Source organism: Pseudoalteromonas sp. '520P1 No. 423' (genome assembly GCF_001269985.1).
GTDB lineage: Bacteria > Pseudomonadota > Gammaproteobacteria > Enterobacterales > Alteromonadaceae > Pseudoalteromonas.
Genome location: NZ_BBZB01000002.1, coordinates 326094 through 349218, shown reverse-complemented (window position 1 = coordinate 349218; position 23125 = coordinate 326094). Strand labels below are relative to the sequence as shown.

At 36.3% G+C, this 23125-nt stretch carries 22 protein-coding genes; 6 read left to right on the top strand and 16 right to left on the bottom strand.

The features are described from left to right. The first annotated feature begins 263 nt into the window (after nt 1–263). Both PSA_RS25980 and PSA_RS20175 read left to right on the top strand, forming a co-directional pair. Nucleotides 264–953, top strand: a complete 690-nt coding sequence (locus tag PSA_RS25980; RefSeq protein WP_197276858.1) for a hypothetical protein — start codon at nt 264–266, stop codon at nt 951–953. Nucleotides 954–1355: 402 nt separating this feature from the next. After that, the gene (locus PSA_RS20175; RefSeq protein WP_042146309.1) at nt 1356–2171 is read left to right on the top strand and encodes a hypothetical protein; all 816 of its coding nucleotides are present in this window, start codon (nt 1356–1358) and stop codon (nt 2169–2171) included. A 258-nt stretch (nt 2172–2429) separates the two neighbouring features. Here the strand turns inward: PSA_RS20175 and PSA_RS20165 are convergent, their stop codons facing one another. The 8 genes from PSA_RS20165 to PSA_RS20125 form a co-directional block, all read right to left on the bottom strand. Further along, entirely contained in the window at nt 2430–3467 is a 1038-nt protein-coding gene (locus PSA_RS20165) for a serine/threonine-protein kinase (protein WP_042146305.1), read from the bottom strand. Next, on the bottom strand, nt 3460–3918 hold the full coding sequence (locus PSA_RS20160) for a hypothetical protein (RefSeq protein WP_042146302.1): 459 nt from the start codon (nt 3916–3918) through the stop codon (nt 3460–3462). Before PSA_RS20160 ends, PSA_RS20165 begins: the two co-directional genes overlap by 8 nt. 14 nt (nt 3919–3932) lie before the next feature. Next, a complete protein-coding gene (locus PSA_RS20155; protein ID WP_042146300.1) occupies nt 3933–4637 on the bottom strand; it encodes a M48 family metallopeptidase in 705 nt (234 codons plus the stop codon). A gap of 314 nt (nt 4638–4951) precedes the next feature. Further along, nucleotides 4952–8338, bottom strand: coding sequence for a type I restriction endonuclease subunit R (locus PSA_RS20145; protein ID WP_042146297.1), 3387 nt, complete (start codon nt 8336–8338; stop codon nt 4952–4954). A 23-nt stretch (nt 8339–8361) separates the two neighbouring features. Beyond that, a complete protein-coding gene (locus PSA_RS20140) occupies nt 8362–9546 on the bottom strand; it encodes a restriction endonuclease subunit S (RefSeq protein ID WP_042146295.1) in 1185 nt (394 codons plus the stop codon). Further along, a complete protein-coding gene (locus PSA_RS20135) occupies nt 9533–11215 on the bottom strand; it encodes a class I SAM-dependent DNA methyltransferase (RefSeq protein WP_042146293.1) in 1683 nt (560 codons plus the stop codon). The genes PSA_RS20140 and PSA_RS20135 overlap by 14 nt, the downstream gene beginning before the upstream one ends. Nucleotides 11216–11291: 76 nt before the next feature. Then, the gene (locus tag PSA_RS20130; RefSeq protein ID WP_042146291.1) at nt 11292–12566 is read right to left on the bottom strand and encodes an N-6 DNA methylase; all 1275 of its coding nucleotides are present in this window, start codon (nt 12564–12566) and stop codon (nt 11292–11294) included. Continuing rightward, nucleotides 12566–13162, bottom strand: coding sequence for a restriction endonuclease subunit S (locus PSA_RS20125; protein ID WP_042146289.1), 597 nt, complete (start codon nt 13160–13162; stop codon nt 12566–12568). The genes PSA_RS20130 and PSA_RS20125 overlap by 1 nt, the downstream gene beginning before the upstream one ends. 268 nt (nt 13163–13430) lie before the next feature. Between PSA_RS20125 and PSA_RS26935 the strand changes: the two genes are divergently transcribed. Then, nucleotides 13431–13562 (top strand): hypothetical protein, encoded by a 132-nt coding sequence (locus tag PSA_RS26935; protein ID WP_042146287.1) that lies wholly within the window; start codon nt 13431–13433, stop codon nt 13560–13562. A gap of 52 nt (nt 13563–13614) precedes the next feature. Beyond that, on the top strand, nt 13615–14271 hold the full coding sequence (locus tag PSA_RS20115) for a helix-turn-helix transcriptional regulator (RefSeq protein ID WP_042146286.1): 657 nt from the start codon (nt 13615–13617) through the stop codon (nt 14269–14271). 381 nt (nt 14272–14652) lie between these two features. Here the strand turns inward: PSA_RS20115 and PSA_RS20110 are convergent, their stop codons facing one another. From PSA_RS20110 to PSA_RS20080, 8 genes are all read right to left on the bottom strand, one after another. Beyond that, nucleotides 14653–16176, bottom strand: a complete 1524-nt coding sequence (locus PSA_RS20110; RefSeq protein ID WP_042146284.1) for an ISNCY family transposase — start codon at nt 16174–16176, stop codon at nt 14653–14655. A 387-nt stretch (nt 16177–16563) separates the two neighbouring features. Continuing rightward, the gene (locus tag PSA_RS20105; protein WP_042146282.1) at nt 16564–17196 is read right to left on the bottom strand and encodes a hypothetical protein; all 633 of its coding nucleotides are present in this window, start codon (nt 17194–17196) and stop codon (nt 16564–16566) included. Next, on the bottom strand, nt 17189–17638 hold the full coding sequence (locus tag PSA_RS20100; protein ID WP_042146280.1) for a hypothetical protein: 450 nt from the start codon (nt 17636–17638) through the stop codon (nt 17189–17191). The genes PSA_RS20105 and PSA_RS20100 overlap by 8 nt, the downstream gene beginning before the upstream one ends. 12 nt (nt 17639–17650) lie before the next feature. After that, complete coding sequence (locus PSA_RS20095) at nt 17651–18031, bottom strand: DnaJ domain-containing protein (RefSeq protein ID WP_052380030.1); 381 nt, start codon at nt 18029–18031, stop codon at nt 17651–17653. A gap of 486 nt (nt 18032–18517) precedes the next feature. Further along, nucleotides 18518–18763, bottom strand: a complete 246-nt coding sequence (locus tag PSA_RS20090; RefSeq protein WP_042146278.1) for a hypothetical protein — start codon at nt 18761–18763, stop codon at nt 18518–18520. 130 nt (nt 18764–18893) lie between these two features. Next, nucleotides 18894–19208, bottom strand: coding sequence for a hypothetical protein (locus PSA_RS27335; protein WP_371257873.1), 315 nt, complete (start codon nt 19206–19208; stop codon nt 18894–18896). A 103-nt stretch (nt 19209–19311) separates the two neighbouring features. Continuing rightward, complete coding sequence (locus tag PSA_RS20085; protein ID WP_082305843.1) at nt 19312–20796, bottom strand: DEAD/DEAH box helicase; 1485 nt, start codon at nt 20794–20796, stop codon at nt 19312–19314. A 2-nt stretch (nt 20797–20798) separates the two neighbouring features. Further along, nucleotides 20799–21305, bottom strand: coding sequence for a hypothetical protein (locus PSA_RS20080; protein WP_127924138.1), 507 nt, complete (start codon nt 21303–21305; stop codon nt 20799–20801). 142 nt (nt 21306–21447) lie between these two features. Between PSA_RS20080 and PSA_RS20075 the strand changes: the two genes are divergently transcribed. Then, on the top strand, nt 21448–21684 hold the full coding sequence (locus PSA_RS20075) for a helix-turn-helix domain-containing protein (protein WP_231665451.1): 237 nt from the start codon (nt 21448–21450) through the stop codon (nt 21682–21684). 364 nt (nt 21685–22048) lie between these two features. Next, entirely contained in the window at nt 22049–23059 is a 1011-nt protein-coding gene (locus tag PSA_RS20070; protein ID WP_042146274.1) for a hypothetical protein, read from the top strand. Nucleotides 23060–23125: the final 66 nt, after the last annotated feature.

Genomic DNA, 23125 nt, shown 5'->3' with positions numbered 1-23125 from the left:
TGTTACTTATTTTAATGGTAGGTATAATAATAAAAATCATAAAATCTACTTTATTAATCTACAGTTTTGTTAATGTATATTTGATAAGTGGAAAAACTTCGTCTTTCACGCATATATAAAACATAAAATATTTATCAAAGCCTTTGATATAATGAGTGAATAAGCGTATTTTGGATAAATTAAAATCATAATATACGGATAAAGTACGTATTTAAACAGGGAATAAATGAGCCTATTGGCTGTTTTGCAGAAGAATAAAAAATATGTCATACAAGGTTAAAAAGCTACATAATGATGAGAAAGGGACTCACTACGGCATTTTTATTAAAGAGTTGCTTATTCATTATGTGTTTAGCAGAGGTCGAGCGCTCAAAATCGTAGAAGAACTACAGCAGGGAACTATTCTATCTGACATAATAGCAGTCGATATAGTTCGTGAAGAACAGGGAAAATTTGAAAAGTTACTAGAAGATGAACGAACAAAAACCAGAGAGTTGACTCGTAAACTAGCTGAAGCAAGCAAAAAGGTATCCAAATTAACACCACCTGCGTCTATGAAAACAAAAAGTGTAGTTTCTGTTTCAGCGAAGCCAGTACCTTCAATTTTACCTGAAGTTATAAAAGGCAAAGAATCTCTATTTATGCTCACTCATAATATGAATAAAACAGAAGCATCGGAGTTATTGGCTTTAATCTCAGAAGTAAAAAGTAAGGGTTTTAAATACAGTAAAGAGCTTTCTAGCTACATTTTAAAAAATCAGCTCAAAAGGAAGTATCCCAACATCTCTGGTGTTGTTAAAATGGAGAAATCAGGTGAACAATGGAGTTTTCCTGGTGGTTTTCCTAAAAAAATTTACGCCATAGTATGTAGCGAATTAGGCTTATCCGATCAGGGAACAACTGCAAAGGCTGTTGGATTTAAATCTTTCAAGAATATGGTGAAACTATCTTAAACATAGTTAACAAGAGGCTATGGCTTAAATCCCCCCTTCCCTTTGCAATTCTTTAGACTCGTTGAATGACCCTTTCGTCTGAATAGCTGACCTTTTCATAGCTAAAAACTGACGTGACATTTGTCAGTTTATATAAAGTTCCATTTTTGGATTAAAATCTGTCAAGTGAAATCTGGGAAGTCCAGCGTGGTGAAATACTAAAGATATTTAGTGATAGAAAACAGGCTAAAGAGAGTATTAAACATATATATAAATGAATCTTCTCTAATATCCACTAGACCAACTATTAACGGGGCTTTTTGTTTCCCCGATCTAAAGAAGACCTAATTTTATTTCTTTAGATACGGACGTAATTTGATCACACGTTATGCTAGTGAAATAAATTTAAAGGAAAAAACGTTTATGAACTTACCGAAAAATACCCCTACACAGTTTTGCAAAGCTTTTATAAAAAGAGAGCTTAAATATAATAAAGAGAAAGGAATATGGATGTCATACTGGCCTGTAATGGAAAGTATGATCAATCGAGCTGATGAGTTATCACTACCATTTCAAGAATTAATCGATAATTTTGGATATTCTGATAAGTTTGAGGGTGTTCCACCAAGTAATACTTATATTTGGCTAACTTTAGAGCTTATTTGGCATAGTTTCAATTTTAAAAAAGAAGATGTGATTCAAGTTAGAAATAAATATAAAGAGCTGAAAGAGTTAAAGAAAGACATAGTTATGTTGGCATCACAATTAGCTTCGAAACTTCAAAGGCAAGATGACTTATATGAATCTTCAGGTTTCTCTAAACCAGAGTACCAATTCCTTGATGACTTACTTGACCAAGCAAGTGAAGGTAACTACTTGTATGAGTCTCATGTTTCTGAAAAAATTAAATCTCTTACGTATCAGTACGATCTGAAATACTGGCCTAGTAGGTCTGACTTATTATCTGCAATTGCTGAGTTTGAAGAGGTGCAACCAAACCCTACTCATAGTGAGTATCCTGAACATGTTATCACTGGAAGGCAGTCAGATTTTAAAGACTTTGTTATTGCTTTTGACAATAGGTTTGATGAGCCTAACGGTTTACCAAGTGATTTCCGTTTTAGCCATAACGCTATGGCTGACATTATTAATGTCATACTTGATTTACCTGCTGACAATCTTGCGACAGATGATGCCGTCCGTAACGTGCGACACCGATATCAAAACAATAAGCATTGATTCAGGATATCTTGCATCATTCATGGGATTTTAAATTCTAAAGAATATTATGAAGAAGAGTTAGTGTGAAGATTTAAATTAGCTCTTTAAAACAAATGACCCATACCAGTTAGAATCGATTTCCAGGTCATAGTCTGATGCGGGTCTAGAGGTTTTAGATAATTTTAACTTTTCTTCATACGACAACTGAGCAGACTTCTGTGTCAAAGAAGCTCTGCTTTTAAAACTTTTTTTATTTACAGTTGTTTTATTTTTCATTTAGATTTTGAAGAACCGCTTTAGGTCTCTAACTCCAATATTATTAATACAGTATTGGTTAATATTCGTTTCTCTGCCAGTCGATGGTACGCGTTTCGCAATAGAATTTCCATTTTCAATCGCAATATACTTAATTGCACCGTTGAATTCTTTTGACCATCTCCTTTGGTTTCCGTTCAATTCAAACTGCCAATCAAACAGTTTTTCATCGATAGAAGACAGAGCGTTAGTAATTTCTAATACAGACGAAAATCGATCATCGGGTAATGGCTTTAAACATGTACTAATAGTTTGTTTAATCTTATCAGGGATATGTTCAGGGTATGCAGATCTATTAGGAAATGCCTCATTCCTTAAAGCATCCTGAAATCGAGGACGGTCTAAGTTACCAGCAACAACATAATTCATAAACTGCTGATTAAATGCTTCACTTCCAACACACATTCTATAAAGAGTTAAACCTACCTGATATACATCAAATGCGGTTGTATATTCATTCGCCGCAAAACACTCTGGAGGTAATTGTTTCACATACATCTGATTGGGTCTGGCTAACCCTAATGAATTAGTATGTTTAGCAAGCCCAAAATCAGAAAGAAGCGCTTCACTACGATGGCTTAATAATATATTGTCTGGTTTTATATCAAAGTGAATAAGCCCCTTAGAGTGGATATTGTGAAGTCCACTAACAAACTGACAAGTGAATCTTATTATTTCTCTTACGGTTAAAAAGCGCTGTCTCATTAATTGAGCTAACGAACCTTCAGGAAAATAAGGCATGGCTAAATATATGAAATCATTATCTTGGCAAGCATAGTTTATTGGCACAACATATGGATGAGAGCTTTTATATAGAGTCCTTGCTTCATTAAATAAAGCATCCGCATCAGCTACATTATTCTTAGGTACACGTTTGACGACAAGCTCTGCGTCTAGAGCTTGATCATAACTCCTGAATACTTGCGAGTTTCGTCCTTCTTGGCCGATTTCCTCTCTAAGCTCAAATTCGATCTCTGCAACAGTATTAATATTAAGCATTCATTGCTCCTATTGCAGTTAAAACTGCTTCCCTTTCTTTTTCAGACAACTCTTGCCAATTTTCAACGGCATCGTAATTTTCATTACCCTTTACCAAGGGCTTTATTCTGTTTCTATCTATATTGTTTTTAGCTGCGATAGTGCTTATCGCACCATAGTAATATTCATCTAAAACGCTACTTGAGAAAGCTTCTTGGATTACACCTTCAATTTGAACGCGCTCAATACTGATTGATCTAGCTGATGGTTCTGAAAGCCTGATTCCAGCTTTCTTAACTTCATACTCGCGAAGAACATCCAAAATATTACAACGTATATATTTAAGCCTCTCAGGAACTGTTAATGCGTTAGGTATTGCTATCTCTTCAATGTTTATTATTGAGTTTTCAACAGTATCAAAAATACTAAATGTAATTTCAGTAGGGGAAACTCTTATTCCTATAGTATTCAATCTTATCTCCTTATTTATAATTCCATTTTCCCAGCTTGCTCCACTTCCTCATGGTGTTTCTTCCAATCAGGGCAGTGGCTTGCAACTAGGTTCCAAAATTCTTTATTGTGCTTTTTTTCAACAGTGTGGCAAAGCTCGTGGATGATGATGTAATCAATAACGCTTCCTGAGAATTCCATTATTTTAGGATTAAACTCAATAACGTTATTCTCAGTACAGTTTCCCCATCTACTTTTAAGTTTTTTAATTTTATAGGTAAGTGCTTCTAAGCCCGTTTCTCTTTGCCAGTAACGGATTCTTGATCCTAATTTTTCAGATGCTTTTTTTGAATAAAATCGCTCTAGTTCAAGCTTAAAGTCTGTTAAAGGAATAGGCCCTTTTTTTGGTGATAGGATCGAAAATTTACTGTGATTAAAATTAATATCAACCCGCTTAATCGAATCATCATGAATTATTTCGCAATAATAAGAACGCCCGCGATATACAGCGCGACTTCCAGTTACTATCTCTTCTTTAATAGCTTGATTGACTTCAACAAGCTTTTGTTTAATCCATCTAGCACGGTGCTTTATGAGTTCTTTCTGTTGCTGCTCATCAACACCAGGGCCTCTAAGCAGCACAGCCTTATCACGTTCTACAGTGATATAATGACTTTTAAGTTTATTATCTAGTTTAAAGTACCATTCAATTTGAGTCGTACCATAGTCAAAAACAGGCATTCAAATATACCCTTTATGCGTCAACGTGATATAAGTTAGTGCTGCAAGAGTTACAACTAAATACAGATGTATTTGCAACTACTTTTCTATGAATTCTATTTGAATTACACGTTGAGCACTTTATTCCAAAATTCGTCTTGCAATGAGGGTTCTGTGCTAGGTATTGCTCTAGCGATAATGGGAAAGCACTTTTAACTTCTCCTCCTAAACTATTCATCATTTTGAAAATGGTATAGATAGCTCCACCTATTAGAAGAAACAATATCACTACCCCTAAAACTAACTCTATTTTCATTAATATTTATCCTATATCTCTAGTTATTCAGCATGATCTTGAATATTTCATTGGTATGCTGACGTGCCACAGTCATATCCCAACCTGCTAAGCCACGAAGTACACTGCGGACAGACTTCTTCATAGCGGCATGAATGTCGTCTTGTTTTTTCCAAAGGTTAGAAGCTAACACTTCTGCTAACTCTGCATCTTTAAAAATGCCTTTTGTCCATGCTTCTGCTTCGGCATCTTCTACTTGAGTTTTAAGGTAGTTGAATACGGCTATCTCACTTGCCGTTGTAAAACCAACATCTCCAGCTTTGGCATCTTTATCTCTAACTCTCTGAGAGAAAATATCAAGCTGCTCTAAAAATTGTGCTTGTTCAATTCTTCCTTCTTTTTCATCTTGGAGTAGCTTTTCTAATTCTTGCTCTAGATCACCAAAGAAACCAGGATCTTTGTTTTTACCTGTTTTGATGGTGTGCTTAAGTTGGTTTTTCATTACTAAAGCAGCGCTGCCTACGCCTTTTTGCTTTTTCAGTAAGTCCATATCAGCAGCATCAAGAATAGAGATCTCCCTATCTAGCAAGCTTTTCACTGGGCTAGCTTCAATGTGCTCGTCAAGTAGCTCTTTTAAAATGGCGGTTTCAGCTTCTGTTACACGCGCTTTATCAGCAAATTCAGGTAATTTTTGGCGAAGTGCTAATTTGATTTCGTTAAATACAGCAAAGTAAGGTTTATATGGAGCGCCTCTTTGATCGGGCAACACAATATCAAGCTTACTGTTAAATTCAGCTAAAGCCGCTAAAAAGTCTTCAACGATATCTAAGCGAGTATCAGGGTCTAAATATAGATCAGCATCTTCTTTGTACGCTTCGGCTTGTTTAACCAAGTTGTGTTTCTTTGGTAGAATATCTAGCACTTTTTGCATCGCAGCTTTTAGTTTTGGCAGCTCTGCTTCTACGTCTGTCCACACCTGTTCGCGTTTAACATCACCAGCAAATATTTTTAAAGCCTCATCAAGCGCTTCTACTATGCCGTAGTAGTCCATGATATAACCCGCTTTCTTGCCTTTACGCGTTCTATTAACACGCGCAATTGCTTGCAGTAAGGTATGTTCTTTAAGTGATTTATCTAAAAATAGTGTATTAACAATAGGTGCATCCCAGCCTGTTAATAGCATGTCTGAAACTATAATTAAGCCAATATTGTTTACTTTAGCTTTATCATCTTCTTTATTTTCTTTTTCATCACCATAAGGCAATTTAAACAGCTCATTAACTAGCGTAGAAATATCATCCGTTGGTACACAAACTGGAGTTTTTCCTTCTTTCATTTCACGCTTAACACGCTCTTCAATAGTTTCTAGTTTTTGTTTAAGCCCTTTTTTATCCGCTTTTTGTTGTTCACTAGCGCCTGTGCGCTTTTCAGTCATGCTATTGAGTGAAATAACAACGCGGCTTTCAAAAGTCGGCAGCCCACCTTTAACTCTTTCTTCCATTAAGGCATCAAGAGTGTCTTTGTATTTGATAGCCTGTTCACGGCCATCACACACTAGCATTCCTTTAAAGCCACGCGCTTTTACTGATGTTAAGAAGTGCTCAATTAAATGTTTAGCATTTTCAGTAATACGCTCTTTTGCACCACGACGCTTTTTCAGTAGCTGCTGTTTAAGTGCTTTTTTACGTTCTGGCGGCTCTTGACCAAACTTATCATCAAACTCTTTTTGTAAGTTGCCATCACTGAACCAATTACTCATGCCTTCTAAATATTTAATTGGCAATGTTGCACCGTCAGCCACAGCTTCATCAAGTCGGTAGGTATCAATGTAATCATCGCCACCAAATTCTTTTAGCGTGTTTTTATCGTCTTTTCCTAGTGGGGTGCCAGTAAAAGCGAGGAACTTAGCATTTGGTAAGCTTGCTCGCATAAATGCCGCTAAAAAGCCATATTGTGAACGATGCGCCTCATCAATCATAACGAAGAAATTGTGTTTAGTTGAGAGCACCTTAAAGTCTACTTGCTCTTCACTTACAGCTTTCCATTTTGCTTTTAACGGCTCACCATCATCGTCAAACTTACCAAGATTTTCGTTATTCTCTTTAATTATCCAATAACTTTCTCGACCTTTATCGTCTTTTCTTAAAACACGACGAACTCGTGATTTTAAAAGCTCAATACTGTCAGCGTGTTCTGTTTCTTGAGCAGCCTTAATAGGCTTACCATCGCGCTCTTGAAACTTTTGAACAGTGGAAGTAAATACCATGCCATAGTCATTACCAAGCAAGGTTTCCAAACCTGATACTGAGTTTGCTTTACTCGCGGTTATACCTGCTACATGGTCAATAGTATTAAATATTTGATTATCTAAGTCGGTTCTATCAGTAAGAATGAGAATACTAGGATTATCAAATCCTGAAGCTTCAGCTCTTAGCAATCTTGATAGCATGACCATAGTGAGCGATTTACCGCTACCTTGGGTATGCCAGATAGTTCCGCCTAGTTGTTCGCCTGGGTGTTTAGGGTCTTTACCATGTAACCTGTTTAAGGTTTTTTCAACAGCTCGCCATTGTTGATAACGAGGCAATTTTTTGATGACAGTGCCATCTTCCAATTCGTAAATAGGATAAAAACACACTAAGCGTAAAAAGCGTGAAGGTTCAAACAGCGCCCAAATAAGCTTGTCTTGCTCAGTAGGTGGTTTGCCTAATTTTTTCTCTATTTCATCCAGAATCTGCTTTTCTTCAGGGCGCTTGGGGTCGAACTTATAGGTTAAGTAAAATTGTTCTGGTGAATAGATAGCTCCGTATTTTGCCGCAGTGCGATTAATGGCCGCACACACCATATTAAAAGCAAAATGCGGCTTAAAGGTATTAATATAACCATCAATCTGTGCAATACCTTTCTCTAACTTAATACTGCTTTTTTTACATTCAATAACACCTAGTGGTATGCCGTTAATGAATAGCAATAGATCTGGCTTAAACGGATCATCATTAGCATTTTTGCCGACATATTGATCAACAACATGAAAGTCGTTTTCTGATGCTGATGTTTGCTCAATGAAGCGAATGCTTTTGGGATTACCATCTTTATCTTTGAGCTGAAGGTCGCTATGGAACAAGACTTTTAACCAAAATGCCTGATTAGCCAGCATTAAGTCAGAACTTTCATCAAACCAAATGTCTCGCAGTAGTTTTACGGCACGTTTTGTGCCACTGGCAACATCAGCCAACCAAGGGTTAAGCTTAAGTAAGCGCTCAGACAGCACCTCTTCTAATATGGGCGCATCCGTTCTATGCTCTTGCTTGATGCTTTTACCTGGTAAGTGGGTATAACCTAGCTTTACCAACCAAGCAATAGCAGGCTTTTCAACACCGATTAACTCAGGTTGGCTGTTATTGGCTTGTGACTCTTCTTGTTCCATATTAATGACCTTATCCTTTTAAACTAAGCTTTGAGAGCAACTTGTTTTTCTGTAACCTTATCCAGATTGACACGCCACTTGCCAGTAAGTAGCTTTTGCATTAAACCTTTTTTTAGGTTTTGTATTTCTTTAAATTGCTCTTCAAGTAACCGTGAACTTTTATCAAGTTGCTCAAACAAATCTATTATAAAAGCTTCTTCGCTTTCGCTTGGTATAGGTATCAGAATGTTCTCTAAATTTTTCCTAGATAAGCTAGGCACACCAGTAGCTTCATTTAGCTTACGTAAATCTAACTTACTCAGGTAAAGGTAGACCCACTTAGCTGAGCAATGTTTATGGTTAGATGTATAAAAAGTAGTATCAATACACCAGAAAGGCTTATCACTATATTGAACCTTATCTATTGTTCCTTTCCTGCCTAGAATTACACTTGATGTTTTGCACACCGATTGATTCGAGAAGCCAACTATTCCACCTGTTCCAAAAATAGGATTTTCTCCCACACCAGAATCCAAACCTTTTGGAGACTTACCATAATTTATTTCGGTTAAGTCACCTAATCTGATACATCTCCACTTTTTAGGTAATTTCCCTATTTTTGTGTCTTTGAATTCTGTATGCGAATGCCAGTTACCATTAATATCTTTAATTCCAACACCAATAGAAAATAGCTTTTGAATCAACCCCTTTCTCAGCTTCTGTGTGTGTTCGATTTTGCTATGTATAAGATCTATTTTTTGATTAACCGAAGAAAGTATATCTGCAACCTTTTCCTGCTCAACAAGAGGTGGAATAAGCACAGACATTTTAGCAATCATATCGAGGCGAACAGAATCTACAGAACCTTTGGCGCTCATGCGCATAACACGGCTGTAAAAATTATGCCTAAAGTATTCGTAAAAGTAGCGACCTAAGACATTCTTTTTAAAGTTGTGAATGTTATATACCCGTTGGTGATAATGAATTTTACCATTTACGTAATGATAAATTTTACCCACACCAACACCATCACCAGATGTAAGCACACCTTCACCATCAAACGTATAATTATTAACTCTTTCAATGGTATTTGAGCGAACATAAAAAGGGTATTTCCCGCCTTCCTCTTTATCTTGAGTGTCGCCAGAGCCTGTTTTTATATCTGCGATGTCTTCAATATTCGCAACAGTCCAACCCTCAGGAATATTTTCAATATTATTTCCCAACATGGCTGCTCTCCTCATTAAAGTTGATTGTAGACAAGTGTTGCTTTAATACTTTGTCCAGTTCAACGATTTCATCATCAATTAAGTCAAGGCTCTTTAAAACAGATTTAACGTTAATAATCTCTTCAGGTTCAGAGGTATCAATGTAGCGGCTAATGTTTAAATTAAAATCGTTTTGTTCAATCTCTTCCATTTCAACGACACGAAGGTATTTTTCAACTTCAACTTGTCTTAATAGTGCTTTAGTTTGATCTTGGGTTTGCTCACCTGCCTCAACCAATTGCTCAACGGCCTTGTTGAAGCTAGCAGTAATCGTTTCGATATCAGTATCAAGCAATTTATTTTGATTTTTACCTTCTTCAAAACTTTCACTGGCATCAATAAATACAACTTTATCTTTGAGTGCAGCAGGTTTACTTTTGTTGATTAAGATAATGGCCGCAGCTATACCTGTGTTGTAAAACAAACTTGTAGGCAAGCCAATAATGCCTTCAATTAAATCACCTATAAAATCATTAACGCCTTTAAGCATTCCTTTACGGATTTTACCGTCATCGCCTTCTCGGAATAACACACCGTGTGGTACAACTACACCCATGCGACCATCTTCTTTAAGGCTAGCAACCATGTGTTGTACAAAAGCAAAATCTGCTTTTTTACGAGGTGCAATGCCATAGCTAAAGCGACCATAGGGGTCTTTAAGCTCTTTATTGTATTTAGGCGCTACTTCTTTTACGTTACCGTTTTTATCGGTCTTAGTTTGTTTATTAGCTTCTAGTGGCGTCCACCAATCTAGCGCTGAAAATGGTGGGTTAGCAATAACGCGGTCAAATGAAAGTATACTATTACCATCTTTATGTTTAGGATCTACTAAGGTATCACCACGTTCAAGTTTGGCTTTCATGTTATGGAGGAATAAATTCAGTTTACCTATAGCCCAAGTACCAAGATTGCGCTCTTGCCCGTAAAGCACACAGTTTGGCTTGCCGTATAGCGTACCATTTGGTTTGTCAGCAATATGACGAGCACTTTCAACTAACATACCGCCACAACCAAATGTTGGATCGTAAATCTCATGTCCAGGTTGTGGATCAATTAATTTAACAATTAGCTCTACCACACCGTGTGGGGTATAGAACTCACCACCTTTTTTACCAGCATCATCTGCAAACTGAGCGATAAGATATTCATAAGCATCGCCTAACATATCCGCTTTGTATAAGTTGTTGTTACCTAGTTTATGCTTGTTGAAGTGTCGTAATAAACGTTGCAATAAGTCATTACTTAAACGTTCTTTATCACCAAATTTAATTGCTGTTAAAACACGTTCTAGGTCAGGATTTTGAGCTTCGATTTCTGCGAAAGCTTCATCAATGCTTTCACCTATATTTTCGGTCTTTTTAACTATTTTGTCCCAACGGGCATCTTCAGGTACAAATTCGTTAGCGTAATCTTCTTCTATGATTGCAATAGCTTCCTCTTTACTGCAGCCTTCTTTTTCCATTTCTTGATCGATGCGCTCAAGGAATACGTCGTTTAAGCGTTTTAAAAATATCAAACCAAAAATGTAATTTTTAAAATCAGAGCTATCGATACTACCGCGCATGATATCTGCGCTATCCCATAACCAGGTTTCTAATTTTTCTAAGGTTAATTTTTCATGTTGCGTCATTGTATTGTGTCCTTTTTATTTGGTTCCGTTACTAATTAATGAGAAGCAACATACTGTTGTTGCTTATACTACTAACTTATTGAAATTTATTCAGTAACGATGTTAACTTTTGTTGAGACTGCTCAAAGTTTGCTTGGCAGCTATTTAATTTTTTCAGCTCTTCAGTAATATCGAACTCTTCAACTTCAATATTTTTGATAATGTATTTAGAGATATTTAACTCATTGTTTTGATCTCTAATTTCAGGAATGAAGACTGCTTTGTAGCGTTGATCATCAGCTAATTTTCCGGATACCAAATTTGCAATCAAATTTGCATCATCTTCTGAGATTTCTACTCCTACTCTACTGGCAGTTCCTATTTCACTCGCATCTACGAAAACTACAGGTGAACCAGCAGATTTATTTTTATTAAGGATAAGTAAAACAGGAGAGATCCCAGAAAAGTCTAATATTGAAGCTGGTAACCCGATTACAGCTTCTAGTAATTCATTGTTGAGTAAATAATCACGAACTTTAGCATCATACCCCCCCCTGAATAAAACACCTTGTGGTAACAATATGTAACCCAATCCTTCCTCATTTAGGTTACTTAAAGCTTGTTGTAACCATAAACTATCGCCAGAATTAGCAGAAGCAACCTTACCCGTAGGTACTTCAATGAAAGGCAATTCAGTTAACAAACGGCGTTCATCTGCTCCAAACCTTAAAGAAAAAGGAGGCTCCATTACGACAAGATCAAACTTCTTTTCGTGGTTATAACTGGAATTAAATAAGGAATCACCATATTTCAGCTCAAATTGCTTATCCTCTAGTGTTAACAAACGGTAAGCAGTCACCCAAGTGGTGTAGCATCTTTCTTCTAAGAAAAGCATTTCAGCATTTAGTTCAGAAGCAATCCTTGCCAATCCACACGCCCCATCATAAAGAGACTTACTACTACAATCGCCAATCAAAGACGTAAAAACCCTCTCCATATTAAGATTTGATGAAAGTTCCCCTCTTTTTTTTCCCGCTGCTTTTGTGAACTCTCTCAATAGCTTGGCTAATAATTTAAAATTAGTTACCTCAGCAATTAACTGAATAGCGACACTGACAACCTTTGTATCTATTTTATAATGTTCTGGCGCAGCACATATTCTATCAGGGTGCACATTTTCCAATGATTGACCCGCATTAGTTAGGGCATCTAATTGCTTTGCTTGACCTGAATTTACAATTATTTGAAATGAGTCAGGGGCTTCTTTTGCAATAAAAGCAACATGAGAAAATAATTCAATGAGGTGTGAAACTTCCATTGAACCACGACATTGCTCCATTGCATTCCATAACTGTTTTTGTAAGTTTTCCATTATGTAGCCCCTCTCATTAGTTGACTGATACAAGCTGTGGCAACTTTCTTTTGCTGTGCCGCCAAGTTTATAGTTGATTGATAAGCCTGATTACTTGCATGGAACAACTCAGCGATCTCATGCTGCTTAGTTAGTGGAGGTAAATTAATCTCTAACTTTTTAATACTTGCTAGGCTTATGTTTTTAATTGATGCTCCAGTGCTAATAGCATCAAGTTTGCTTTGCCCTTCTGGAGAGTTAAAGTAAGCCACTATTACTTCACTAATCAGCTCAGCTTGATTTGGGCGTAATAAAATAAAATTGGCAGAAGCAATTACGTTGAGATTTGCTACTTTATCGGTTACGTAACCTGCTCGTATTGAGTTACCTTTTGCAAGTAGCACAACATCGCCTTCTTTTAATTGGAAACGTTGAACGTCTTTACCTTCTTTAATAGTTACTTTATTAAGTTGTTGCTCAACAATTTCACCATTCAGATTTAAAGAGCTTCCTGTTAATAGGTAAGCTGTATTTTCATCCTGCTGATCACTCTTTTCAAAAAGAGCATTTGTTGCACCTGTTGTTAATTCCTTACATAGCACCTCGATAGTTTTCATTATTACCTCCATTCGTTTTTGTAGTACGATTAAGATTGTTAGGGGTATATTAGACTATTATTATAATTTTATGCAAGTAGTATTTTGAAATTTATTAGTTCGTATTGTCAGTACGAATTTCGATTTGAGTTTTCTTGATTGTTTATCTTGCTGTTTTTTAAGGAATTGTGTGTTTATCATGGAATATCATTTTTTATCATGAAAATATCAATTTTATTTTTATCATCCTCCCATAAGATTCTAATAGGCAATCAACTAGGAGAAAATAATGTCTAATCAAAATAATAACCACAAAGCTAATCAAGCAAATAATAATAAAGGCACTTCAGGAAATAACCCTGCTAATGCTAAAGTACATGGAAATAGAGGTAAGCAAATGAATCCAAACCAGAAGAAATAGATGGTAATGGAGAAGCAGGTGGATAATCACCTGCTTCATTTTAAGGATAATTATGGAAGCAGCAAATCCCAAAAAGAGTAAGCGGAAATTTAAACAGACTAAACAGTTAGTAAGACTGGCGCTAAATGATGGTTGGTCACAGGCTGAAATTGCTGATGCCTGTAGAACGCAGCAATCTGTTGTAAGTGCATGGAGTAAAGGAACAAAACTTGGGACTGAGGAAGCGCTTAAGCCATTACTTGAGGTTTACGGTCATAAATTACGACGAAACTCATTTCGAGTTTATTGGTGCATTGATCCAGAAACTAAAACAAAGACTTTTCATAAAGTGGAAGGAAAGGTTGTTTTAAACCAAATATTTTATGATCCTAGAAGATCAGGGTACAAACTAATTAAAAAGATCCCCAAGCAAAAACTTGTAGTTCATCATCAAGGTGCAAACAAGTTTAGAATTATTTATCAGAGCCGCCTAGCATTTAAAAACTCCAATGTAGAGCTGGAATCAATGGTTGAAGATGCTATATGGGGTTCAACTATTTCTGAACAGTATGGATTATCTGAATTGTTAAGCATTATTGATAGCTATGCAGAAAAATCCTTAGCTGAATATCCAAGTGACGCGAATATTTTACCATTCATTGCTAGACAGGCTTTGCTAAATCATGGCTTTGCAGTTGAAGGGGTTGTTGAATACCCTGCTGTTTGGTAAGTTTAACGAACCCAAATAGGAAGTTGGCACCTTAACGCCAAAACATGTGGGTAACCACAGCCGTTTGAAGTACCATTATTGGTAAGCCCTGTGACTAGCCAGTTCGCTACCGCAGCGCTATTCAAACAATTTTAGGAGCACATTGTTATTGCTTTGAATTAAGCTAGGCCAAAGGCACTGCTGATCAGCCGAAACATAATATGTGATACGGGATAGGGTGGGTAAAAAAGCCAGCCGTCACTTTTGTGGCCGCTGGCTTTTTGTTTAATTTGTCTGATTAATAAAGTGAATTAGTGTGATTACCAAGGGAAACTGTCGGTCTAATTACCGAGCGACTTTGTCGTAAGTAGCATATCAGCCAGTTACTAAACTGGCTATTGTTTATGCTGACTTTTGTAAGGATTGTGATTTTTCAACTCTCAACGCAGTGGTATTCATATTATTTCTTAGCCATACACTGCGCACTCCATTTGGGCTGATATCAATGCCAAGCGCTTCAGTCAGCTTCATGGCGACTTTCTGCTGACCAAGGTGAGGATGTTCGATTGAGAATTGAACAACCGCCTTTTCGATTGCCATATCCACACAGTTTTTATGCCGTATATTAGGCGTTTCTTGCCGCTTTAATGCATCTGTTCCTCCTTGTTTAACCAGCTTTAGGTGGCGATAAATAGTGTCTCGGGAGACGCCACTTTGGCGTGATGCCTCACTCACATTACCCAGCTTTTCAACCAAGGCTAATACCTCTAACTTCTTCTGTATTTCCAAGTCTTCTGCTGCGAGTTTACTCGGCTCGCTGACCTCTGATACCTTGAGTTTTCGCCCAGCAAAGTGAGCAGTAAAGCCATTCTTGCTGGTTTTTCTTATTTCGATTTTTTGATTGGAAATTGAGTGCTTAAGCGGTGAATCTATTAGATAAAACTTATTGCCATAACTAAATGTATGGTCGTTTCGTATTTTTCGGTGCTCTTTAATCACACAGATATCATCAAGGTTGGTGTGCTTGTTTAGTGCTGTGAACTCCGATGCTTGATGTTTGGATTTTACTTGAATCTGAGATTGCCAAAATTGCGGAATAAACACATGTTTAAGATAAGCATTAGCACTTGCTAAGTCTTTGATGTTATTAAGTCTAAACTCTGGCACCAAGCGGTCTTGGAAGGTATCGAAAGCACGTTCAATCCGCCCTTTACCTTGTGGAGAGTTAGCAAAAATAATTTCAATTCCCAACTCCTCACAAGCCCGTTGCATTTGTGAGAAGTTACAGCGTTTAGGGCCTCCGAAGATACCTGCTCTATCCACATAAAGCGTTTTGAATACTCCTTTTGTTTCAATGCAATCTCGCATAACTTTCAAGCAACCCGCTGTGGTTTCAGATGGGAAAAGCTCGGCATGAACTTCACTGGTAGCATCATCAATTATCGCAATTAAGCAATGCTTTTTATCACCAAACCATAGATGAGGACTGCCATCCATTTGCATCATTAAGCCAGGCGCTTCCATGCGCTCTCTGCGCTTACGTATTGTACCTCTCCTACGTTTGGCACGCTTTACATGATGAATATCATGGGCCCAACCACGTAGCGTCTCACGCTTTACACTAATGTTTTCATTTACTTCTAGCAGCTCAGTTAAGTGAAGTAAATTCAAATCAAAATATTTTTCTTTGATTAAAGCCTGTACTGCTTTTTTAATTGAAGTAGGCGTTTTATTCGGTGGCGACTTACCACTATTACCATGCACAGCGAACTGGATACCGCTTTCCTGATAACCTTTAACGTAACGTTCAATGGTGCGTCGAGATTTACTGAGTAGCTTAGCTGCATTGCCAATTGTTATTCGGCCTTCAACCACTTTAGCAATAATATCAACGGTGAGTTGAGTTTTTGAGTCCATCACAATCATCCTCAACATGCCTCTAGTATTCAAAAAAATAACTCTAACAGACATGATCAAAAAGAGACCGACAGTTTCCCTTGGTAATTAGCTAATGCGACAAAATCGCTTGGTAATTAAGATACGACAAAGTCGCTTGGTGTTAACATAATAAAGTGAATTAGTTGTCACCCAATCTTACAAACTTTAATCAGGAAATTTAACCAAATCTGATAGCTTAGTTGAATGCTACGTCTGGTTTTTCCCACTAAGTAGTCGCTAGAAAACTACTGTTTTTCATAATCACACAGTCAGCTCTATAATTGAAAGCTGACCAAAAAAATATTAACGATTTAATTATCAAATTTTAGAGATTATAAAACTATAGAGACAAAAAAAGCGAATTTCCCCCCTTAATTATGAGTTAAAAGGTTTATTATCGTTACGATGTTTATTTTTGTGTTGACTTCTAAGAAGTTCGCTAAGACTTGACTCTTCAGCAGCCAATTCAGGTGAATCTTGTTCTCTAGGATCATGATGAATTTCCGTTGGTTCATCTTTAGTGCCTTTCTTCCCCGTCTCTTCACATTTGGATTCTAACCCTATAAGTTTCCTAGTTTTTCGATAATCTCGTTTGGCCTTTTTTGATTTAGATTTGACAGTCTCAGAGGCCACTACTCTTTCATCTATAAGTTCTTTGTTGTTGTTTACTTCTTCAACCTTTTCTTCAAATGACCTTGCCTTTTGACGAACATTTGAGTCGGTATCCCTTAATTTAGGATCATTCCATTTCACCACTGATGAGAGTTTGATTAATCTTTGATGGTTATAATCAATTACAGTACCTTCAGGGCTATCCACTATCAACTCATTAACTTCTGAAGGGGTTATTGGGGTATGTTTACTAATTTCATTAGCTTCAACAAACATATTGCTATTTGTGATTTTTGTATCAGTATAAATCTGAAAAAAAACAGGCCCATCAGAAGAGGTCGATATAGCTTTTTGGGTTTCAGGAAGGAATTTACCTTTCAGCCTTTCATTACTCATTATTATCTTCGCTATTTGATTGATTCACAACTTGCTCGTATGTCAATCTACCTACTTCACTAAGCAGTTTCTGGGTTACTTGTGTTTTGATTAATGCAGAACGTGGCCTAGGTTGTTCGCCATACGTTTGTAAGAATTCTTTCGTTTTAGAGATGCTAATGGAATGCTTACCATTAAACTCTGCTACATCTTCTTTATCAGATTCAGCAAGTAATTTTCTAAAAGGCTTTCGATCAGTACCCAATGATGAAACTAATGATTCGACATCGATATACGGTGTATGTGTCTTCTTTGCATGATCTATTTCAGTAAATGAATTCTCTACTAACGCTTTATTGTTGTTAGTCAGGGCTTGGTCTAGATCTGGTGAAACTTTAAACTGTTCAACTTCAATGAAATGAGATAACGACTTCCTCTCTGTGGGTAAATTGGAGCTGGTCATAGCATACTCCAATTAAAACGTGATCTTGTTGTAGAGATCTTTGAGTCTATCAAATGCCTCAGCTGATTTGGGTTCATTGGGATTTTTATCAGGATGAACCTTGTTTGAAAGACTTTTATACCACTTTTTAGCTACCTCTGGGTTTTCATACATTTCTGAGGTGATACCAAGTTGTTGATTACGAAGCTTTCCATCGACTTCTAGCAGCAAAAATAAAATGCGATCACGGTCTGACTTGAAATAATCAATTTCATCGTTACTTTGCGTTTCTGTAATTTCTGGTTCAATGTCTAGCGCATCAAGCTCTGTGCATCGTTTTTGCATAGTTTTCAATGAGAGATAGAGTTTAATGATTATTATTACTAGAACAGCAATAATTAATATAACTTCCACGAGTTTAGCTCCTTGAATACGGCACTTTAAGAGTCTTGGATGTTTAGTATGAATATTCTTTATACCAGAAACGAAGTTCTTTGCATAGTGTGATGATTGTTAAATAAAACGGAAAATCTACCTTGCTTATCGCGTAATGTATTGATACAAAATGATTTTCTATAAAGTTAGCAGTCATAAACCAGGCTTTATGATTATTAAACCTCTTAACTTTCTAAGCTAAGGTCAGCAGTGTGGCAATATTTAATCTATCAGTTTGTACGATTAGGTCAAAGCTAATTCAGCTAAGAAACAATATGAATACCACGGCATTAAGAGTTGAAAAATCACAATCCTTACAAAAGTCATCATAAACAATAGCCAGTTTATCAACTGGCTGATATGCTGTTTACGACAAAGTCGCTCGGTAATTAGACCGACAGTTTCCCTTGGTAATCACATCACTATAAATAAAGATCTCTACAAATAAAGAGATAGAACTAAAAATTAGTAAACAACAGTACCTAATCCAAATTGATCACTTCTAAGATCTATGTCGTCCAATCTTATATATTGCTCTATCTCTTCCCTTTGCCTGATGATAGCCTTCCAGATACAATTTATTGAGATATTACCTGTTATCGCAATAGTGCGCCTGCCATACATATGCCTTCCAGAATATGCAATAAGTTCAACAGAAGGGTCTGTTTCAATTAAATCTTTCTTTACAACTGTTGCAATTGTTATATCCATTGTAATCCGTAATTGAGTTATTAAATTCAATTACATTTTGAACGGTATTTTTACTTGGGGCAATTTCCTTATACTTTTTTGGAAATCAGCTTCTACCATGAGTTTTAGATATTTTATGGTTAGGACGTACTTAAAACATCGCACCAGCCAAATTTGAATTAATTGTTTTACGAGTGCCTTCTTCTACAAGTAGATAAAATGTATTTGCGGTTTCAAAAATGCAGTTGTGGTGAAACTTTAAAAGCAATGACGTGCGAACCCAGTCACCCTCATTAAATCGGCCAATTTGATCATCAATGACATAATCGGCTTTGATAACACAAGAGGATTGCCCTGCACTGGTAAACAGCTCAGTAAGTTTTTCCCCAAGGTCTAAATCCCACCATTGCCAATGTTTTACGACACATACATATTTATCTGAGTTTAATGAGTTGCAAACAGTAATATAATGCTAAACTTGCTTAGCTTTACACCCTGCTTCTAACTTATCGCCCTTTGCAGTAAAGTCATGTATTAAATCTCCTAGGGTTCCTTTATAATCTGTCATTTTAAAATACGTGTGTACTGTGATTGGCTAAACTTGCCATTGATTGCTCTGATATTATTAAATGTTCAAACCCTTCTATTTCCAGCTCTCTATGATTAAACTCACCAAAAATATTCATAATATTGTTATTTGATTTTATGTAACTTTGGTTATCAGTAAGGTCAAGTTCATCTAGAGTGTCAGTCACTTTAATTTCAGTATCCGCAAGCTTAATTTTCGGCTTATCGGTAAGCTGTTCAATTGGGTTGGCTGGAGTATCGATTTCTTCAGGTTCAGTTATTTCTTCTACAGTTATAACTTCATCCATTTGTGCAAATTTGACAGGAGCTAACCCGTCGGGAATATCTTGCGCTATACGATAGGCATAATCGACTAATTTAGGCTCAGCTGGCATAAACAAGAAAGCCTCTTGATTCAATGAATCTGTTACTCTTAGGGTACGACCTAATACTTGACGGAAATACATTTCTGTTTTTATATTTGAGAGATAACAACATACTTGCAATCGAGGTATGTTAGTTCCTTCGGCAATCATTCCTACGCTAATTACCCATTTGTCCTGGCTATAACGAAATGAAGTAATCAGGTTATTTGGATTTTCTTCTTCGCTGGTTACAACTACAGCAGTTTCTCCAAGGATTTGCTTTAATATGAGTTGGACTTGCCATGCATGAACAATAGATGACGCAACAATTAATCCACCTGCACTGTGGTTGATTTGGCGCAACTCAGTAAGTTTTGTATTGGCTTTTGTTATTAGTTGCTCAATAACTATTTCATTTGTGACGATCTCAGAATAGGGGATAATGGACTGTGATAAAAGATCTAAAAAGCTACTAAAGTGACTACTTTCATCCCCTTCAACAACTGTTATTTGATCATTATCTAGCGCAATAACCTGAGGAATACGACATACATTGTCATGAATTGCATCTTTCAATCCGTATGTATAATCACATTGAATTTGCTTTGATGAGTTACAGTAATCAGCAAGTACAATAGGTAGCGCATCTGATCGCCAAGGAGTGCCTGTTAATGCAATTGTATAAGTAGCAGAGTCTTTAATTTTACTAATTATTGCTTCACCCCAAGCGTTAGCATCTTGAGCATTTGAGCCTGCACAGTGATGGATTTCATCAAAAATAACAAATACACGATACCTATCAAAAAGTCTCCATACTGTTTTATCAAGTGTACTTAATCCTTGGTATGTATATGAATTTCCCATAGCACCTATGGCACCATCAAAATGATCATCAAATTGCTCACTGAGTGCAAAGCTAAAATCATGGGCAACAATTGATGAAGGTGAAAAACACAGTACAAGGTCAATTTTATTCTGGTCATATAATTTCTTAGCAAGCACTGACGCCATAATTGTTTTACCTGCGCCAGGTGTTGCTAATGCTAAAAAATGTTTTTTTAAATTATCGTACTTAGAAATTGCTGCATTGATACATGCAGACTGCCAATTTCGTAGTTTCATTTTTAAGTCTCTTTGTTTGATTTCATTAGTTCATTTAAAACAGCGATTTTTCCTTTTAAAATATGATTGTTTTCTTGAACAGTCATATAGCGTTGTTTTAAAGGTGCATGTAGTTCAGGGTAAATGTCTTTAAGCGCGACATATTCTTTAATAGCGCCTAAGCCTTCAAGAAGCTCAGTATTGTATTGATTCAAACGAGTTGTTAATGTTTGAGAGTAGCTAAGCCTATTAGTTACAGCCGAATTCCCCACCTCATCCGAACTCACTACATTATTAAAATAGTCATATTCGAACAAGTCGGTTTTAGAATAACGAGTCAGCCCTTTCTTTTTAGTTGTGCTTTTTGTCAGCCAGCCTTTTTTCACCAGTTTTAAAAGCTCTTCATAAACAAAGCGACGAACTGAAGCAGGATTTAATTGCTCATCCTTTTTCACTGCAATATATGCCGTTTTGATCTCAACCGCAGAAAACAGATCTATATTCTGCAATGCAATTATTGAGCTTATCACCTTATCTACCATAACCATCTATCCAATATCGTTTAAACGCAACAAAATGTTGCCTACAAGCAACATTTTGTTGATTATAAGCTATACATTAAAGAATTCCAACGTGGGAAGATATATCAATTTACCTTTAGAGAAATTGATATTGAAATCCAACGAGTTAGCCAAATTATTTGGTCGTAACATTAAAGCTGCGAGAGCTAAAAGAGATATTAACCAAGAGAGATTATGCGAATTAGCTGATATTGATCGTAGCTACTTAAGCAGGATTGAGAATGGGAATTGTAAGGTTGCACTTGAAAAAGTATATGAAATTGCCTTGGCGCTCGATTGCTCACTTACAGATATTTTGCCTTCATTAAATGAAGTAAAGAACAAATAAACTGTATTTATCCGCTTCCCCTTACATATGGATACTAACAAACCATCTAATTAAATCACCTAACCTAAAGAGTGTATTGAATATATGCTCCTTCATTAACTTTGTCACATAGCAGAACACAATTACAGTGAATGATTCTGGAATTTGTTAACACATGTAATGCCAAATTGGAAAGAAGTTAAAACTAAGGTTAATGACATGGCGGGGTTGTATTTGAATGAGTGATGTAGCTTTCTGATTTATATATCGTTATCATCTCCCCGCAAAAAATTAAAGTGGCTAGTTAGTGCTGTGTTTCTGTATCTTTAAATAGCCATTATTAACAATAATAATATTTAAAATAAAAATAATGAGGTTTCAAAGGATGTCTAAATGTTATGTTTCATTACTATTTATATTGACATTAGTTATTTCTGGGTGTGCGAGCAAAGCTGAATACGATATTCCTGTAGAGCGGTTATTTCACTTGACCACAAAAAATATGTATCCCAAAGGGGATATGTGCGTAGCGGCCTTTAATTATAAAGGAGTGTCATTATTATATACTGGGCGATACACTGCAATATATTCACACAAGAACAACTTGTTATTTACGGGAATCAGAATTCCTTACAGGAAATTATCTTCTGAAAAATGTGATTTTATGCCGCAAAGGGCTTCACGGAGTGATTCACAAGTATATGTATATAAAATATATAGTGAAGAGCACCAACGTTATTTCTCTAATTTGAAAGAGTTTTCAGCAGCTACATCTATCGATTCAATAGATTTTACCAAGCAATTCATAAACTCGACAAGTGCTTCATTGACTTATTGGGGAGCGGATCCTTATGCTGGAAGATATTTGAGTAAACGAACTGAATCTGAAGGATATATTGATAGATTTGATATTGATACCTCAGATTTAGACTGGTTAATTGATAATATTATTGATGGTAAAATTAATGGTAAACAGTGGCCTGAAATAATAGCTATGAGAGAAAAGAAGGTTGAGAAGTATTTTAATCGTGCCGAGAAAATAGCGATGGCAAAGGCAAGCTTTCAAGAAGAGCAAAAGCAGTTCCTCGAAATCATAAACTCACAAAATAAATATAATTGGGATACGCAAAAATCAAAAGACCCTTTAGTAAAAGGTGATAGCGTATGTAATATGGCAAATCACATGGGGTTTATTGAAGAAATCTCCGGCGATAGGTTAAAGGTCTTGTGGGTTGCTAAAGTGAAAAATGAGAATGAAGGGTTTTGGTTTGGAAAGATGCCTTTTTATAACATGAGCGAATCTGCTCTAGGGAAGTTTAGTTTCAATTATGAAAAGCTAAATGATTTTAGATGGGTTGCCAATCAAGCTGTTTCTCATTGCGAATTCAATATTTAAACGAGAACACTCTATGTGTACTAGCTCAAAATCTAGCTAGTACACTTAAATTACAAAATGTTCCAG